15 protein-coding genes and 1 tRNA gene are annotated in these 16,393 nt (G+C 72.6%); 10 read left to right on the top strand and 6 right to left on the bottom strand.

What is annotated here, in order from left to right; genetic code table 11:
* Positions 1-355 precede the first annotated feature (355 nt).
* The 7 genes from ACH35V_RS08605 to ACH35V_RS08575 all read left to right on the top strand — a co-directional run bounded on the left by ACH35V_RS08605 (position 356) and on the right by ACH35V_RS08575 (position 8,869).
* Positions 356-428: transfer RNA gene (locus tag ACH35V_RS08605), tRNA-Leu, on the top strand.
* Positions 429-1,102: 674 nt separating this feature from the next.
* Positions 1,103-1,774 carry a LuxR C-terminal-related transcriptional regulator gene (locus ACH35V_RS08600; protein WP_395971077.1) on the top strand — a complete coding sequence of 224 codons (672 nt, stop codon included), beginning with the start codon at positions 1,103-1,105 and terminating at the stop codon, positions 1,772-1,774.
* A gap of 218 nt (positions 1,775-1,992) precedes the next feature.
* Positions 1,993-3,999, top strand: coding sequence for a hypothetical protein (locus tag ACH35V_RS08595; protein ID WP_395971076.1), 2,007 nt, complete (start codon positions 1,993-1,995; stop codon positions 3,997-3,999).
* Positions 4,000-4,016: 17 nt separating this feature from the next.
* Positions 4,017-5,612 carry a GT4 family glycosyltransferase PelF gene (gene pelF / locus ACH35V_RS08590; RefSeq protein WP_395971075.1) on the top strand — a complete coding sequence of 532 codons (1,596 nt, stop codon included), beginning with the start codon at positions 4,017-4,019 and terminating at the stop codon, positions 5,610-5,612.
* On the top strand, positions 5,609-7,231 hold the full coding sequence (locus ACH35V_RS08585) for a hypothetical protein (RefSeq protein ID WP_395971074.1): 1,623 nt from the start codon (positions 5,609-5,611) through the stop codon (positions 7,229-7,231). Before pelF ends, ACH35V_RS08585 begins: the two co-directional genes overlap by 4 nt.
* Before the next feature lie 11 nt (positions 7,232-7,242).
* Positions 7,243-7,944, top strand: coding sequence for a spherulation-specific family 4 protein (locus tag ACH35V_RS08580; protein ID WP_395971073.1), 702 nt, complete (start codon positions 7,243-7,245; stop codon positions 7,942-7,944).
* A 19-nt stretch (positions 7,945-7,963) separates the two neighbouring features.
* Positions 7,964-8,869, top strand: coding sequence for an endo alpha-1,4 polygalactosaminidase (locus ACH35V_RS08575; RefSeq protein ID WP_395971072.1), 906 nt, complete (start codon positions 7,964-7,966; stop codon positions 8,867-8,869).
* Positions 8,870-8,881: 12 nt separating this feature from the next.
* Here ACH35V_RS08575 and ACH35V_RS08570 read toward each other — a convergent pair whose 3' ends face one another.
* Complete coding sequence (locus tag ACH35V_RS08570; protein ID WP_395971071.1) at positions 8,882-9,550, bottom strand: GntR family transcriptional regulator; 669 nt, start codon at positions 9,548-9,550, stop codon at positions 8,882-8,884.
* A gap of 92 nt (positions 9,551-9,642) precedes the next feature.
* On the opposite strand from ACH35V_RS08570, the gene ACH35V_RS08565 reads away from it, so the two are divergent.
* Positions 9,643-10,506 (top strand): DUF1932 domain-containing protein, encoded by an 864-nt coding sequence (locus ACH35V_RS08565; protein ID WP_395971070.1) that lies wholly within the window; start codon positions 9,643-9,645, stop codon positions 10,504-10,506.
* On the opposite strand, the gene pqqE is transcribed toward ACH35V_RS08565, so the two are convergent.
* Genes pqqE through pqqA form a run of 5 tightly spaced genes read right to left on the bottom strand, consistent with a single transcriptional unit; the run spans position 10,443 to position 13,610 of the window.
* Complete coding sequence (gene pqqE, locus ACH35V_RS08560; protein WP_395971069.1) at positions 10,443-11,585, bottom strand: pyrroloquinoline quinone biosynthesis protein PqqE; 1,143 nt, start codon at positions 11,583-11,585, stop codon at positions 10,443-10,445. The two genes, ACH35V_RS08565 and pqqE, sit on opposite strands and share 64 nt — an antisense overlap.
* Entirely contained in the window at positions 11,582-11,848 is a 267-nt protein-coding gene (gene pqqD / locus ACH35V_RS08555) for a pyrroloquinoline quinone biosynthesis peptide chaperone PqqD (RefSeq protein ID WP_395971068.1), read from the bottom strand. The genes pqqE and pqqD overlap by 4 nt, the downstream gene beginning before the upstream one ends.
* Positions 11,838-12,569, bottom strand: a complete 732-nt coding sequence (pqqC, locus tag ACH35V_RS08550; protein WP_395971067.1) for a pyrroloquinoline-quinone synthase PqqC — start codon at positions 12,567-12,569, stop codon at positions 11,838-11,840. Before pqqC ends, pqqD begins: the two co-directional genes overlap by 11 nt.
* 5 nt (positions 12,570-12,574) lie before the next feature.
* A complete protein-coding gene (gene pqqB, locus ACH35V_RS08545) occupies positions 12,575-13,477 on the bottom strand; it encodes a pyrroloquinoline quinone biosynthesis protein PqqB (protein ID WP_395971066.1) in 903 nt (300 codons plus the stop codon).
* Between the two features lie 10 nt (positions 13,478-13,487).
* Positions 13,488-13,610, bottom strand: coding sequence for a pyrroloquinoline quinone precursor peptide PqqA (gene pqqA, locus ACH35V_RS08540; protein WP_131969690.1), 123 nt, complete (start codon positions 13,608-13,610; stop codon positions 13,488-13,490).
* Between the two features lie 366 nt (positions 13,611-13,976).
* Here pqqA and ACH35V_RS08535 point away from each other — a divergent pair, with 366 nt between their 5' ends.
* Complete coding sequence (locus tag ACH35V_RS08535; RefSeq protein ID WP_395971065.1) at positions 13,977-15,029, top strand: glucose 1-dehydrogenase; 1,053 nt, start codon at positions 13,977-13,979, stop codon at positions 15,027-15,029.
* Positions 15,030-15,161: 132 nt separating this feature from the next.
* Complete coding sequence (locus ACH35V_RS08530; protein WP_395971064.1) at positions 15,162-16,340, top strand: cation:proton antiporter; 1,179 nt, start codon at positions 15,162-15,164, stop codon at positions 16,338-16,340.
* The last annotated feature ends 53 nt before the right edge of the window (positions 16,341-16,393 follow it).

Raw genomic sequence — 16,393 nt, 5'->3', positions numbered from 1 at the left:
CACCCATGCACGTTTCAGGGCAACCTGGGTGTCGCGGATGATCAGCCACCACCAGCAATAGTCACATTGCGAACACAAAACGTAATGACGGGGACTTCGGTATGGCGGGATACCACGGGGAACGTGTCGGGGGCTTGACCGGGAGGGAGCCGGATACGGGCTGCGGGCGGCCGGATCCGGCCGGAACGCAGGCCGGTCCGGGACCGCGGGTGACCAGGGCCGGCGCGCGGAGCGGCGCGCGAAACGGCAGGACCCGCGCGGCGCCCGGGGCCCGGTGACCGCACGGCTTCAGGCTGCGCGTCCCTTCCCGGCGAGGGTCACGGGAGATCCCGCGGGAGACAGGGACAGGCGCTCCGCCTCCGTAGCCCAACGGCAGAGGCATACTCCTTAAAAGAGTAGAAGTGTCGGTTCAAATCCGACCGGGGGCACAGAACTTCACCGTCGAGCGCGTCATGGCGGACATCTTCCGAGGTCGAGCGGGCGGTCGGCACTCCAGGGCGGGCGGAGTGCCGCCGTTTGCCCCCGCTCCGGAAGCGGGGCGCGGGGACGCATACCGAGTCGAGTTCGGTTCACCCGCCATTTACCGAAACGTCTTTCACGTTCGTCCAGATGATCAGTCGAGGCTCGTCATCCGGGAGGGGAAGCGGCAAAAGGTGAAATTAATTCGGGTCAGGGCGGCCGGTCGTGCCGGCGCGCCGCCGAAACGCCTCCCGCTCACCCTGCCGGGTCCCTACCGATCCCCTACTCCTTCCCTATCTCCCCCCTGCCCGCTCCCCTCGCCCCTCCCTCGCACACCCTCTCCTTGCCCACCCGCCCCCACGGCGCCCGGCCGCCCGCTCGCCGCGCCCGCCCTCCGGGACCGCCGCCGGACGGTCTGGAATGGCGTACCCGCGCACCCGGTCCCGGGACGGGCGGATCGAAAGTGTTCCGCAATGGCCGGATAACAGCGAGCGGCCGCGGCCGGCCTGCCCGGACGCACCGTCCTTTATTCTGGACACATGATCTGGTGTCGGCTTGCATCGGAGACGTCCCCCGCCACATGTCCGCTGAGTCGGCAGCGGCATCGGTTTTGCGAGCCGATGGCATGAAGAGTGATTTTTCAATGACCTCCGAGACCGCGGTCGAATCTGAATCGAAGGCGGTCAGGGTGGTCGTCGTCAGCGACAATCCGGTGTCGCGGATCGGCTTTCGGGCGTTGCTCGGCACGGCTCCCGGAGTGGACGTCGTGGGCGGCGGGCCGGTCGAGCGCTCGGTCGCCGGAGTCCGCGCGCACCGCCCCGACGTGGTCCTCCTGGACGCCTCCCCGCCGCCCCCGGACGGCATCGCGCGGCTGGCCCGATCGGGCGTCCGGGTGGTCGCGGTGACGGCCGAGCAGGAGCCGCTGATGCTCGTCCAGGCGGTCGCGGCGGGCGCCCACGGCTGCCTCGTGTACGGGTACTTCGAGCCCCACGGACTCGCAGACGTGCTGGTCGCGGCCGGTAGGGGCGAGTCGTCGCTGTCCCGGCCGGTGGTGACGGCGCTCGTCCGGTGGGTGCACGACGGCGGCGGGCCGCGGCCGGACCCGGGGCTGACCGCGCGGGAGGCCGAGATCCTGGAGCTGATCGCCGCCGGGCTCACCAACCGGGAGATCGCGCGGCGGCTGGTCATCACGGAGAAGACCGTGAAGAACCACGCCCACCAGATCTACAAACGGCTCGGCGCGGACGGCCGGGAACACGCCGTCGCGCGCTGGCTGGAATTGAATTCGGTGCCCACTGGAACGGATCTGCCCTAACCCCGGCCCGCGGCCGCTGATAATCCGCCGCCACGCACCCCCGGGTCCTAGGACCGGGCCCAGGCCAAGATGGGCCCCTGGGTGCCCTTTACTTGCACAGTCAGTTACCGCATGATCTGTTGGGCCGCGTTCCAAAGGCCATTAATTCCATTTCTGGCGTGGTTGTGAACGGCTGTTGAAATTCAGTCGCCGTCGTCCATGCGTCCTGGGGAGGCTTGGTGAAAGTCGTTCGCCGTCCCGCTCTCAGCGTCCTTTTCGGGGTGCTGGCGGCGGCCGTCCTGATCATCGGCCCGCCGCTGTCCGCGTCGGCCGCGGGTCCCCGCATCGATCTTCAGGTGCTCGTCGTCACGAACGGCTCCGCCTCGGTGACGGCGGTGACGCAGCAGCTGAAGGCCGAGGGCGTGCCGTACAAGACCGTCGACCTGCGCGCCGCCGGCCGTCCTGTGATCGACGAGGCGTTCCTGTCCGACACGGTGGACGGGACCCCGCGCGCGAAGTTCCAGGGCGTCGTCCTGCCGAACGCCGCGCCGTTCGAGAACGACGCGGAGATGGCCGCGCTCGCCGCGTACGAGAAGCGGTTCGGGATCCGGCAGCTCGACGCGCACGTCCGCCCGTCCGCCGCCGTCGGGCTGAACGCGCCCGCCTACACCGGCCCCATGGACGGCGTGACCGCCCAGGTCACCGAGGCCGCGCGGGCGGACGCGCTGCGCTATCTGGGCGGCCCCGTCCGGTTCGACGACGTCGAGCCCGGCGTCGGCGAGACCACCGGTTTCGTCGCGACCCCGCTGCCGGACGACCCCGACGCCGGGAAGTCGTTCAAGCCGTTCGTCACCGCGAACGTCAAGGGGACGGCGGGCGCCGTCGCCGGCGTCTACACCCACGACGGCCGCAGCGAGATGGTGCTGACCTTCACCTCCGAGAGCGAGCAGTGGCACTTCCAGACGCTCGGGCGCGGCCTCGTCACCTGGCTGACCAAGGGCGTCCACCTCGGCTATGACCGCAACTACTTCGGCGTCCACGTCGACGACGTCTTCATGCCGGACGCGCGGTGGAGCACCGAGCACAACTGCACGCCCACCGAGGACTGCGAAGACGGCGTGGAGACCGAGGACATCCGCATGGAGGCCGGCGACGTGTCGTTCGCCACGCAGTGGCAGACGCAGCACGGGTTCGTGCTCGACATGGCCTACAACGGCGCCGGCAGCGACGAGGCGGCCCTGAAGAACGGCGTCGACCCGCTCACCGTGGCGTTCGTCGCCGTCCGGGACAAGTTCCGGTGGTTGAACCACACCTACTCGCACCCGTTCCTCGGGTGCGTCCAGGACAACAGCACGAGCCCGTGGCAGTGCAGACGGAACCAGTCCGGCCAGATCGTGTACGTCAGCGCGGCCGACATCGAACGGGAGGTCTCCAAGAACGTCCAGTGGGCGTCCGGACGCGGCATCCCGGTCGACGCGAGCGAGCTCGTCACCGGCGAGCACTCGGGCCTGCGGGTCACGCCGCAGCAGCCCGACGACAACCCGAACCTCGCCCCGGTGCTGGCGAAGACCGGCGTGAAGTGGACGGCCAGCGACGCCTCCCGCGAGAAGGCGCAGCGCGTGATCGGCTCGGTGCGGACGGTCCCGCGCCACCCGCTGAACATCTTCTACAACGTCGGGACCGCGGAAGAGGAGGTGGACCAGTACAACTGGATCCACACGCGGCGGTCTGACGGCGGCAGCGGCATCTGCGAAGAGGACTCGTCGTGCATCGAGCCGCTCGACCCCGACAGCGGGTACGAGTCGTACATCGTCCCGGTGGAGACGCGGACCGCGCTGACCCACGTCCTCGCCAACGACCCCCGGCCGCACTACGCGCACCAGTCGAACCTGGCCGAGGGCCGCATCCTCTACCCGGTGCTCGAACGGGTCCTGAGCCAGTACTGGTCGTCGTTCGCCGCCAACACCCCCATCATCAACGCCCCGATGTCGGCGCTCGGCGACGAGCTGCGCCGGCAGGACGCGTGGCGCGCCGCGGTCGGCGCCGGCGCGATGGACAGGGGCGACGTCACCGCGTACGTCCAGGACGGGACGGTCACCGTCAAGGCGCCGGCCGGGCTGGAGGCGCCGGTGACCGCGCCGGAGGGCACGCAGGACGCGGGCGGCGCGCCGTTCGGGCAGGCCTACGCCGGTGAACGGTCCGCCTACCGGGCCGGGGACGTCACGCTCACCTTGCCCGGAGCCTGACTTTGGACATCACCCTGGTGACGGAAGGGACCTATCCGCACAGCTACGGGGGCGTGAGCGTGTGGTGCGATCAGCTCGTACGGGGTATGCCGGAACATTCTTTCCAGGTCAGGGCGCTCACGACCACGGGGACGGAACCCGTGGTCTGGGACCTTCCCGGGCACGTGACGTCCGAGCCCATTCCGATGTGGGGGCCGCCCAATGGGCGGCCTTCCTCACGCGGGCGGCACGCGTCGCCGGGCGGACGGCGCGCGGCCCGCAACCTGCTGCCGTCGTCACGCCTCTGGTTGCCCTCGTCCCGGAAAGGGCGGCACGCGTCGCCCGGCGGACGGCAGGTGTCGCGCAGTGACGCGCGGCGGTTCGAGCGGCTGTGCCGCGGCTTCCTGCACGCGATCCTCACCCCGTCCGACCCGGTCTCCGGCCAGGGGGCGTCTCCCAGGAACGTGCCGGAGGCCGAGGTCTTCCAGCGGATCCTGCGCGGGCTCTTCGAGTACGGGCAGACCGCCGACCTGAGCGCAGCGCTGCGCACCGAGGCGCCCGTGCGCTGGCTGATGGACGCGTGGAACGCCCGCGCCGCCGAGTTCGACCAGATCGGGACCAGGCCGACCGTCCACGACGCCCTCACCGCCATCGACCTGCTGGAGCACCTGCTGCGCCCGCTGCAGGGCCCGCCGCCGCGGGCCGACCTCACGCACGCGGTGTCCAACGGCATCCCGATCCTGCCGGGCCTGGCCGCGAAATGGACGTACGGGACGCCGCTGTGCCTCACCGAGCACGGCATCTACCTGCGGGAACGGTATATCGGCATGCGGCGGACGCCGTACGCGTGGCCGGTCAAGTCCGTCCTGCTCGGCTTCATCCGGCTGCTGTGCTGCGTCGGCTACCGCACCGCCGACCTGCTGACGCCCTGCAACCTCTACAACCAGCGGTGGGAGGCGCGGTGCGGCGCCGACCCGGACTCCATGGAGACCGTCTACAACGGCGTCGACCCGGCGCGCTTCCCCGCCGCCGGCGCCGAGCCCGCCGCGCCCACGATCAGCTGGGCCGGACGCGTCGACCCGATCAAGGACCTGGAGACGCTCATCCGGGCGTTCGCGCTGGTCAAGGACGAGGTGCCGGACGCGAGGCTGCGCCTGTTCGGGGGCACGCCGACCGGCTGCGAGCGCTACCACGCCCGCTGCGAGGCCCTCGCCGAGGACCTCGGGGTCGCCGGCCAGACCACCTTCGAGGGGCGGATCGACGACGTCCACGACGCGTACGCGGCGGGCACCGTGGTCGCGCTCTCCAGCATCTCCGAGGGCTTCCCCTACACGCTGATCGAGGCGATGACCTGCGGCCGCGTGACCGTCGCGACGGACGTCGGCGGGGTCAGGGAGGCGGTCGCCGACACCGGGCTCGTCGTCCCGCCGCGGTCGCCGCGCGAGATGGCGGACGCCTGCCTGCGGCTGCTCGGGGACGAGGTGTCGCGGCGGCGGCTCGGGCACGCCGCCCGGGACCGGGCGCTGGAGCTGTTCACCGTCGACCGCGCGGTGGACACGTTCCGCGGCATCTACACCGACCTGACCACGCCGGGTGCGGAGAGGCGCCCGGCGTCCGAGGCGAGGCTGGCATGACCGCGTCCACGCAGAGCGCCCTGCCCGACACCGCGCCCGACTCCGTCCCGGCGGCCACCGCGCCCGACTCGGTGCCGACGGTCACCGCGCCCGATCCCGTGCCCGACGCCGCGGACGACTCCGCGGGAGACTCCGCGCCCGCCGCGCAGGGGGACGTCGAGGCGCTGCGGGAGCGCATGGCGGATCTGTGCGCGAGCGCCGTCGATCCGCTGGAGGTCACGGCCGGGCTGGAGGCCGAGGGCATCAACGACGAGGCGGCCCAGAAATACGGCCACCCGGACGTGTTCGCGCTCGCCGAGGACCTGTACGCCGGGACGCCGCGGCGCCCGCGTCCGCCGCCGGCGTCCGCGGCGCCGTGGCAGGCCGTGCCCTGGCGGCATCTGCTCCGCGGCGTCCTGTTCGGCATGCCGGGGCTGTGCTACATCGTGGGCACCCCGATGCTGCACGGCAGGGCCGACAACGTCCTCCTCGTGTTCTCGCTGCTGCTCTCCTGGATGATGAGCCAGGGGACGGCCTACCTCGGATACGTCTGGCTGGGGTTCGGGAACAAGCAGGCGGCGTCCCGGGTGCTCCGCTACGGGCTGACCGCCGGGCTGCTGGTCGTGGTGCCGGTGACGGTCGCGGCCGGGGTGGCGTCCGGGGCGGGGGCGCGGGCGATCGCGCTATCCGCCGGGCTCTGCGGCTACCTGCTCGCCGCGACGGTGGCGCAAGTGAACGGCGCCGAGATCAGGCTGTTCTTCGCACTGCTCCCGGGCGTCGGAGCGGTGATGATCTACCTGGCCGGCAACGGCTGGACGCTGCCGTCCGGGCAGCTCGACGGGATGCCGGAGGTCGTACCGGGCACGGCGGCAGCGTCCGGCGCCGTGCCCGGCACGGTGTGGATCGCCTGGGCGGTGTCGCTCGCGGCCACGCTGGCGCTGGCGATCGCCTGCACGTCCGAGGCGGGACGCGTACGCCGGTGGCGCGCGAAGGGCGGCCGGGCGGGCGTGCAGGACCGCCGGGCGACGCCGGGCCCGGTGGTGACCCGCCGGGACGTCGCGGCGGCGCTGCCGTTCGCCCTGTTCGGGCTGCTGACCGGCGGGCTGCTGACGTTCACGCTGCTGTGCGCGCTGTCCGGGCGCCCGGTGCCGCCGGGGACCACGACCGTGGCGGTGCTGTCGCTCTCGCTGTCGATGGGCGTCGCGGAGTGGATCCTGTACGCCTACCGGCGGCGCATCCACCGGCTGCTGGTCACGCACACCGGGATGGCGGGGTTCGCGCGGTCGGCCCGCGCCGCGCTGGCCGTCGCGCTCGCCCGGTACGCGGCGTCCGCCGTGGTGCTCGTCGCCGTCGCCGCGCCGCTCGCCCGCCTGCCGGCCACGGCCATGACCGCGCGGACGCTCGGCGGCTTCCTCGCGCTGGGCTGCGCGTTCTTCCTCTCGCTGGTGCTGCAGGCGTGCGGGCGTGTCCATGTCGTCCTGCCCGTCTACACCTGTGCGCTGGCCGCCGAGGTCGCCGCGGCGCTGACCGTCCCGCACCTCACGCCCGGCACGGTCCAGCTGGTGGTCTCCGGGGCCCTGCTCGTCTTTCTCACGACGTACGCGGGCCGCGTGCTGGCCCGCGTGACCTCACACCGATGAAGGGGCACGCCATGCTGAGGACGACCGGCGAGCCGGCGGGACGGGTGGCGTCGGTGGCCGTCCCCGCGTACTTCCCCCCTGGCGCGCTGGACTGGACGACCCTCGCCGACCCCCGGCTCGGCGCGGTCGTGCTCAACGTCGACAGCGGAGCGGGCACCGTCAGGGACCGCGCGTTCGCGGCCACCGCGCACCGCATGGCGGAGGCGGGCGTGCCGCTCGCCGGGTACGTCGACACCGCCTACGGCTCCCGCCCGCCCCGCGCGGTGGAGGACGAGGTGGCGCGGTACTGGAAGTGGTACGGCATCCGGAGGGTGTTCCTCGACCAGGTGTCCGCCGTCCCCGGGCACGTGCTGCGGTACCGGCGCGTCGTCGCGGGCGTGCGGGGGCGCGGCGCGACGTACGTCGTGCTCAACCACGGCACGTACCCCGATTCCGCGTACGCGGATCTCGCCGATCTGCTCGTCACGTTCGAGGGGCCGTGGTCGGCGTACCAGCACGTCCGGGTGCCGGCGTGGGCGGCGCGGCTGCCCGCCGAACGGTTCTGCCACCTCATCTACGCGGCGCCGCAGGCCGTCCTCGCGCGGGCGCTGGCGCGGGCGGGGCGGCGCAACGCGGGCGTCGTCTACGTGACGGACCGGGCGGGCGCGAACCCGTGGATCGGGCTGCCGGGATACTTCTCCCGCGAGCTGTCCCTCGTCTACGCGAACCGGTGAGCCCATGCCGTCCGGTGCCATGCGAATACCAGGGTGGGCCCTCGGCGCCGCCGCGGTCGTGGTGTCGGCCGCCGTCCTGGCGGCGGTCCTGTTCTCGGTGGTGGCGCCGGACGAATCCGCCCAACCGGCCGCGTCCGCGTCCCCGACCCCGTCCTCGCCGCGCACATCTCCCCCGCCCAAGAAATCCGCTCCGGCGAACGAGGCGGAAGCGGAAAGACGTCGCGCACGGGTCTGGGCTCCGGCGCCGGGCACGCGGTGGCAGTGGCAGCTCACCACGCCGGTGGACGTCGGCGTGGACGTGCCCGTCCACGACATCGACGGATTCGGGAACGGCGCGGACGTCGTCCGGGAACTGCACCGGCGGGGACGCCGGGTCATCTGCTACATCAACGTCGGGGCCGCCGAGAGCTACCGTCCCGACAACGCCGCGTTCCCGCCCGCCGTCCTCGGCAAGGGGAACGGGTGGCCGGGCGAGCGCTGGCTCGACATCCGCCGGACGGACGTCCTCGCCCCCATCATGGCCCGCCGGTTCGACATGTGCCGGGACAAGGGGTTCGACGCGGTCGAGCCCGACCTCCTGGACGGGTACGCCTCCGACACCGGGTTCCCGCTGACCGCCGCCCACCAGCTCCGCTACAACCGGCTGATCGCGAAGCTCGCGCACGAGCGCGGCATGTCGGTCGGGCTCAAGAACGACCTGGCGCAGGTCCCGGCGCTGGTCGGGACGTTCGACTTCGCCGTCAACGAGCAGTGCGCGGAGTTCGGCGAGTGCCGCAGGCTGCTGCCGTTCGTCCGCGCGGGCAAGGCCGTCCTGCACGTCGAGTACAACATGGCCGCGGCGGACTTCTGCCGCCAGACCCGCGCGCTCGGTTTCGCGTCCATGCGCAAGCGCCTCGACCTGGACGCCTGGCGCCAGCCCTGCTAGCGGGCGGGGCCTTCAGGCGCCCGCGCGGTGCGGCTGCGGCCTGGCCCGGTCGATCTCGGGAAGGGTCCGCAGGACGCTGCGCAGGTGCGCGCGGGCGGCCTCCTCTGCGGCGGCGGCGTCATGGGCGCGGATCGCGTCGATGATCGCCAGATGCTCCGGCAGCGACTCCCGCGGACGTCCGGGATGCATCGCGAGCCGGAACTGGTGCCGGACGTTCTGCGCCCGCAGCCGTTCGAGCGCGTCCGACGCGGTCCGCTGGCCGCTGATCTCCTGGATGCGGCGGTGCAGCCGCTCGTTCAGGTCCGAGTAGCCGAGCACGTCGCCGGTCTCGACGGCGCGGCGCATGTCGTCTCCGATGTCGGCCAGCTCGGCGGCGTCCCCGGCGCCGATCCGCTGCGCGGCCTTCGCGGCGCACAGCCCCTCGATCACCATCCTGAGCTCGCAGATCTCGATCGCCTCCGCCAGCGACACGGCGCGGACCCGGGCGCCGCGGTTCTGGACGCGCTCGATCAGCCCCTCGTTGGTCAGCGCGATCAGCGCGGCCCGGACGCTGGACCTGCTCGCGGCGAACTGCTCGGACAGGTCCGCCTCGACCAGCCGCTGGTTCGGGACGAACTCCCCGTTGAGGATCGCGTCCCGGATCCCCGCGACGACCGGCTCCTCCGGTTTCCCCTTCGGCACGGCCCACTCCCGGCTCAGCATCGGACGGACGAGATTGTCAACAATTTTGTTACAGTTCGAGTGTAGCGACCGCCGCGCGCCAAGGAGGCCGGATGCCGGAGGAGACCGCCTGGAAGCCGACAATCGCCGTCCTCGGGCTGGGCGAGGCCGGGAGCGCGATCGCCGGTGATCTGGCCGCCGCCGGAGCCGTCGTCCGGGGCTACGACCCCGCGGTCCCGGCCCCGGCGCACATCGCCCGCGTGGGCGGCGAGGCCGAGGCGGCGGACGGCGCGGACCTGGTCCTCAGCGTCAACAGCGCCCACGACGCGGCCGGCGCCCTGCGGGCCGGGGTCGCGGGCGTCCGCGCGGGCGCGGTGTGGGCGGACCTGAACACCGCGTCCCCCGGCCTGAAGCGGAGCCTGGACGGCATCGCCCGCGCGCACGGCGTCCGGTTCGCGGACGTCGCGATCATGGCGCCGGTCCCGGGGCGCGGCCTGCGCACGCCGATGCTGGCGAGCGGGGACGGCGCCGCCGACGTCGCGGCCGTCCTCGCCCCGCTCGGCGCCGCCGTCGAGGTCCTGCCGGACGGCCCCGGCGCCGCGGCCGCCAGGAAACTCCTGCGCAGCGTCTTCTTCAAGGGGCTGGCGGCGGCGGTCGTGGAGTCGCTGGAGGCCGCACGCTCCGCGGGCTGCGAGAGCTGGTTGCGGGACGACATCACCGCCGAACTGACCCGCGCAAGCGCCGACACAGTGGACCGGCTCGTGACCGGGACGCACCGGCACTCCGTCCGCCGCGCCGCCGAGATGGCCGCCGCGGCCGACATGCTGACCGACCTCGGCGTCCCGCCGCTCGTGGCGAGCGCGAGCCGGGACCTCCTGGAGCGCCTCTCCGCGAAGGCCACGGCACCGATGGATCAGACAGATCCCGGGACTCTCGGCGATCCATCGGTCCGGAGCGACGCGCCCGGCTTGCGGTAGACGAAGTCGTCCGCGCCTGGCCCGTCCTGAACAGTGATCGTGGCGTCGCGGACGAGATGGTGGTCCGGCGACAGGGAACAGGCCGGGTCGGTGCGGGCGGCGTCGCCGGTCAGGGCGTGGGCCTGGCAGCGGCAGCCGCCGAAGTCGATCTCGCGGCGCGGGCATTCGCGGCACGGCCCGGTCATCCAGTCCGTCCCGCGATAGGAGGTGAACGCGGCGGACTCCGTCCAGATCCAGGCGAGCGGCTTCTCCCGGACGTTCGGCGGCGCGAGGTCCGGGATCGCGTACGCGGCCGGGCACGGCAGGGCGGTGCCGTCCGGTCCGACCGTGATCGAACGCGCGCCCCACCCGCCCATGCACGGCTTCGGGACGCCCTCGTAGTAGTCCGGCATGACCCAGACGAGTTCGGGCCCCTCGCCGGGCCCGTGCGCGTCGCGCCACGCGGCGACCGTGGCCTTCGCGCGGTCGAGCTGGTCACGGGTGGGGAGCAGCGCGGCGCGGTTGTGGAGGGCCCAGCCGTAGAACTGGGTGTTGGCGAGTTCGATCCGGTCGGCCTCCCAGCGGGCGCCGACCTCGATGATCTCCTGGAGGTTGTCGAGGTTGCGGCGGTGCAGGACGACGTTCAGCCCGAACGGCACCTCCGCGTCCCTGATCACTCGGGCGGCGTGCTCCTTGTCGGTGTAGGACTCGCGGCCCGCGATGAGGTCGGAGCCGGGGCGCCGCGCGTCCTGCAAGGAGAGCTGGACGCTGTTCAGCCCGGCGTCCAGCAACTCACCGAGCCGCCCGGCCGTGAGCCCGACGCCGCTGGTGACGAGCTGCGTGTAGACGCCGGCGCGCTGCGCGGCCGCCACGATCTCCGCGAGGTCGGGGCGCAGCAGCGGCTCACCGCCCGACACGTGCGCCTGAACGATGCCGAGATCGGCGGCCTCGCCGAACACCCGCGCCCAGTCGTCGGTGCCCAACTCCGCGCTCTTGCGGACGAGCTCCAGCGGGTTCGAGCAGTACGGGCAGTGCAGCGGGCAGGCGTGGGTGACCTCCGCGAGCAGCGCCCACGGCGCCGGGACGGCCGGTGCGGTCATCGCAGCCAGCCCTCCGCGCGCACGCGTTCCAGGAACGCGGGCACCTCGTCGGCGAGCGGCGCGTCCGGGAAGGACTCGCCGAGTTCGGCGACGATGTCGTCGACGGTGCGGCTGCCGTCGCAGAGCCGCAGGATCCGGCCGCCCGTGCCGCTGAGCCGCACCGCGCGCTCGGGCATGAGGAGCAGGTCGGCGTCGCGGACGCGGTCGTGCCGCAGCATGACGGACCTGTCCAGGGCGGGGCGCCACGGCCCGTCAGCCGGCATCGGATCCCCCTCCCGGCGCGTGCTCGACCGCGTCCAGCAGAGCCCAGAGCAGGTCGCACTTGAACGCGAACGCGGCCAGCGCCCGCTCCTGGTCGCCGGGCGTCCGCGCCCACTCGTGGACGAGCCGCAGCGCCTCCTCCGAGTCGCGGCGGCCCTGGCCGACGCGCACCTGGAAGTAGCGCAGCCCTTCGCGCTCCACCCACGGATAGTGGCGTTCCCAGGCCGCGATCCGCGTCGCCATCAGGTCGGGCGCGAACAGCTCGGTCAGCGACGACGCGACCGCCTCCAGGGTGGACGCGTTCCGGCAGAAGTTGACGTAGCCGTCCACGGCCAGCCGGACGCCGGGCAGCACTGCGTCGCCGGACAGCAGCAGCTCGCGGTCCAGCCCGACCGCCTCGCCGAGGCGCAGCCACCGCTCGATGCCGCCGTCGGTCCCGTCGCCGTCCGGGGAGCCGTCGTGGTCGTGGACGCGGCGGATCCAGGACCTCCGCAGCTCCCTGGTGCCGAGCTTGGCGAGGATCAGCGCGTCCTTCACCGGGATGTGCCGCTGGTAGTGGAACCGGTTGAGGACCCAGCGCCGCAGCTCCGCGCGGGTGAGGGCGCCCTCGTGCATCCGCAGGTTGAACGGGTGCCGGTGGTGGTAGCGCTCCTCGCCCAGCGCCCGGAGCCGCGCTTCGAGCTCGGCCTCCGTCGCCATGCGTCCGCTCAACCCCGTGGTCACGGTGGTCACAGTTCGATCAGCGCTCCCTCCCGGGCGACCTCCAGCCCGGCCTCGGCCAGCCGCCGGTGCCCCGCGTCGTCCGGGTGGACGAGGCGGTTGGTGTTGTTCAGGTGCGTGTAGAGGCGCCGCTCGGCGGGCAGCGCGGCCATCCGCTCGGCGGTGCCGTTCGGGCCCGTGATCGGCAGATGTCCCATCTGGGTGGACGTCTTCTGGGTGAACCCGGAGCGGACGGGCTCCTCGTCGTCCCAGAAAGTGCCGTCGATGAAGACGCAGTCGGCGTCCTGGAGGGCGCGGTCGAGGGCGTCCGGCCAGTCGGCGAGCGCGGGGGCGTAGACGACGACCTTGCCGTCGCGCCGGTCCCGGACGCGCAGCGCCACCACCCAGGCGTCGCCCGCGGGCTCGTCCAGTTCGGCCGCGTAGCGGGGCCGTTTCCCCGAAACGCGAATTCCCTGGACCTCCAATGGCCCGCCGTCGAGTTCTGCCAGATCTTTCTCCGGCAGAACCGTCCAGGAAAGGCCCGCGTAAGGGGCGAGGACCCGGTCCAGGCGGAGGCCGCCGGACAGCGCCGCGCGCACCGCGCCGGTCGACACGATCCGCAGCCCGGACGCCTCGCGCAGGCGCGGAATGCCGAGCGTGTGGTCGAGTTCGGCGTCAGTGAGGATGACCCCGGCGATGGGGGTGGCGCGCCGGGCAGGACCGGGATGCAGGACGGCGCAAGCCTCGATCTGCTCCCCGATGTCGGGCGTCGCGTTGACCACGTACCAGCCGCCCTCCCCCGCCTCGACGGCGATGGAGGCATGTCGCCTCCGCAGGGAGGGCTCGGAACGGGCGGCGACGCACCCAGCGCAGGCACAGTTCCATTGAGGCACGCCGCCACCCGCCGCGGTGCCGAGAATCAGCAGCCGCATCGCGGACGGGTCAGCCCTCGGCTGTGAAGTAGGCCGTGACCTCCAAGGAGGTCTCCACGATCTGGTAGTCGGGCGTGACCCAGCGGTCCGCGCGTTCGTCGGTCCGGTCCGCGTCTGAGCTGTGGACGGCCATGCAAAGCTCCTTCCTCTCGACTGGTACCGGGGAAGCGCCTTGCTACTACAGAAAGCGCTTTCCAAGTCCCTTCATCCCGATCGTATGCCCGGTTGGAACGGGCCCTCTAGGGCGCTCCGTGCCAAAAAAGACATGAAGTCCCTGCCAACGTCTACGGAACGGCCGCCGGTGATCACGTTCGGTGGCGAATTCCAGGAATGCTAAGCCGCCCGTGCCTGATCGCGAATGGTTTATCGCCCGCGGGTCGCGGCGGCGCCGGGCGGGTGGCGATGAGTTGACCCGAACATGGGGTGGGCGGGGCATGGATCCACCATCACGGGATACGTCGGAGAAGGCGCGGTGCCCAGCGCTGAAAGGAGATGTGTCATGCGTGCCTTGACCGTCCTGCCGGAGAAGCGCGGCTCGCTCGCCGTCACCGACGTCCCGGACCCGGAGCCCGGCGAGAACGACCTGCTCGTGGACGGGGTCGCCGTCGGGGTGTGCGGCACCGACCGGGAGATCGCCGCCGGCGACTACGGCTGGGCGCCGCCGGGCCGCGACCGCCTCGTCATCGGGCACGAGTCGCTGGGCCGGGTGCGGGACGCCCCGTCCGGCGCCGGGTTCGCGCCCGGCGACCTCGTCGTCGGCGTCGTGCGGCGTCCCGACCCGGTGCCGTGCGGGGCCTGCGCGCACGGCGAGTTCGACATGTGCCGCAACGGCCGCTACACCGAGCGCGGCATCAAGGAGATCGACGGGTTCGCGAGCCGGTCGTGGACGGTGGAGGCCGGCTACGCCGTCGCGCTCGACCCGCGCCTGGCGGAGGTGGGCGTGCTCATGGAGCCGACCACGATCGTCGCCAAGGCGTGGGACCAGATCGAGAAGGTCGGCGCGCGGGGCTGGTTCGAGCCGCGCAAGGCGCTGGTGACGGGCGCGGGGCCGATCGGGCTGCTCGCCGCCCTGCTCGGCGTGCAGCGCGGCCTGGACGTGCACGTCCTCGACCAGGTCGCGGACGGCCCGAAGCCGCGGCTCGTCGCCGACCTCGGCGCGACCTACCATCACGAGGGCCTGGACAAGGCGGTCGCGGGCGCGATGCCCGACATCGTGATCGAGGCGACGGGCGTGTCGCAGCTCGTCTTCGGCGCGATGGCGAACAACGCCGCCTACGGCATCGTCTGCCTGACCGGCGTCTCGTCGGCGGGCCGGCACGTGGAGGTGGACGCGGGCGCGCTCAACCGCGACATCGTCCTGGAGAACGACGCGATCATCGGGTCGGTCAACGCGAACCTCGGGCACTACGCCGCCGCCGCGCGGGCCCTCGCGGAGGCCGACCTGGACTGGCTCGGACGGCTGATCTCCCGCCGCGTCCCGCTGGAGCGCTACGAGGACGCGTTCACCCCGCGCCCCGACGACGTCAAGGTCGTCATCACGCTCGACGACTGATCCGGCCCCCGGCCAGGACGGTAGGCCGGGATAACGCGTGGACCAGCGCGAGCGCGGCCGTTAGAGTCGTCGATCGGTGAGCCGGGAAGCCTGGTCGGCGCTCACGTCAGTCGACCCCGAAGGACCCCGGTGATGACGAACCTGCTGCTGGTGTTCGCCGCCCTGCTGCTGCTGGCGGTGCTGGTGTCGAGCCTCGCCCACCGGACCGTCCTGTCGACCGCCGCGCTGTTCCTCATCGGCGGCTTCCTGCTCGGCGACGGCGTCGGCGGCGTCCTGCCGCTGCACCCGGACGACGAGATCGTGGCCACGCTGGCGGAGCTGGCGCTGTTCGCGGTGCTGTTCACCGACGGCATGCACGCCGGCTGGGCGGACCTGCGCAGCGCGTGGCGGCTGCCCGGCCGGGCGCTCGGCTGGGGCCTGCCGCTGACGCTGCTCATCACGGCGGTCCTCGCGCACTTCGTCGTGGGCCTCGGCTGGACGGAGTCGCTGCTGATCGCGGCCGTCCTCACCCCGACCGACCCGGTGTTCGCGGCGGCGCTCGTCGGCAACGACCGGGTGCCGCCGCGGCTGCGGCACCTGCTGAACGTGGAGTCCGGCGTCAACGACGGGCTCGTCCTGCCGTTCGTGGTGCTGTTCCTCGCGATCGCGCAGGGCTCGGACGACCTGCACCTGGGCGAGCTCGGCGCCGAGCTGGCGGGCGGGCTCGCGATCGGCGTCGCCGTGCCGCTGGCGGCGCTCGCGCTGGAGCGGACCCGGCTGTTCGCGGTCTCGCGCAAGTACGAGCCGCTGAACGCCGTCGCGATCGGGCTGCTGGTGCTCGCGCTGGCCGAGGTCACGCACGGGAACCTGTTCCTCGCGGCGTTCGCGGCCGGCGTCACGGTCGCGTCGGTCGGCGACCGGTACCGGGAGTCGTTCGAGGAGTTCGGCGAGCTGCTCGCCGAACTGCTCAAGCTCGCCGCCCTGCTGGTGTTCGGCGCGCTGCTGTCGCCGACGTTCCTCGGCGACGTCGGCTGGACGGGCTGGGTCTTCGCGGTGCTGGCCCTGGTCGTCGCGCGTCCGGCGGCGATCTGGGTGTCGTTCCTGCGGTCGGGGCTGACCGCGCGCGAGCAGGCCGCGGTGATGTGGTTCGGGCCGAAGGGGTTCGCGTCGGTCGTGTACGGGCTGCTGGTGCTCGAATCGGGCATCCCGGACGGCGACCAGATCTTCCACCTCGTCGCGGTGACGATCGTCCTGTCGATCCTGGCGCACTCGTCCACCGACATCGTGGTGGCGCGCGGCTTCGACGAGGAGCGTGAGATTCCCGCCTGGTAAAGACCCGCCTTCCCAATCGAAGTCCTAGGTACGAAAAGCCGTTTTCCACATTT

It is taken from the genome of Actinomadura sp. 1N219, assembly GCF_044326405.1.
In the GTDB taxonomy this organism is placed as follows: Bacteria; Actinomycetota; Actinomycetes; order Streptosporangiales; family Streptosporangiaceae; genus Spirillospora.
The sequence above is the reverse complement of the archived record's forward strand: the minus strand, read 5'-3'. Positions and strand labels throughout refer to the sequence as shown.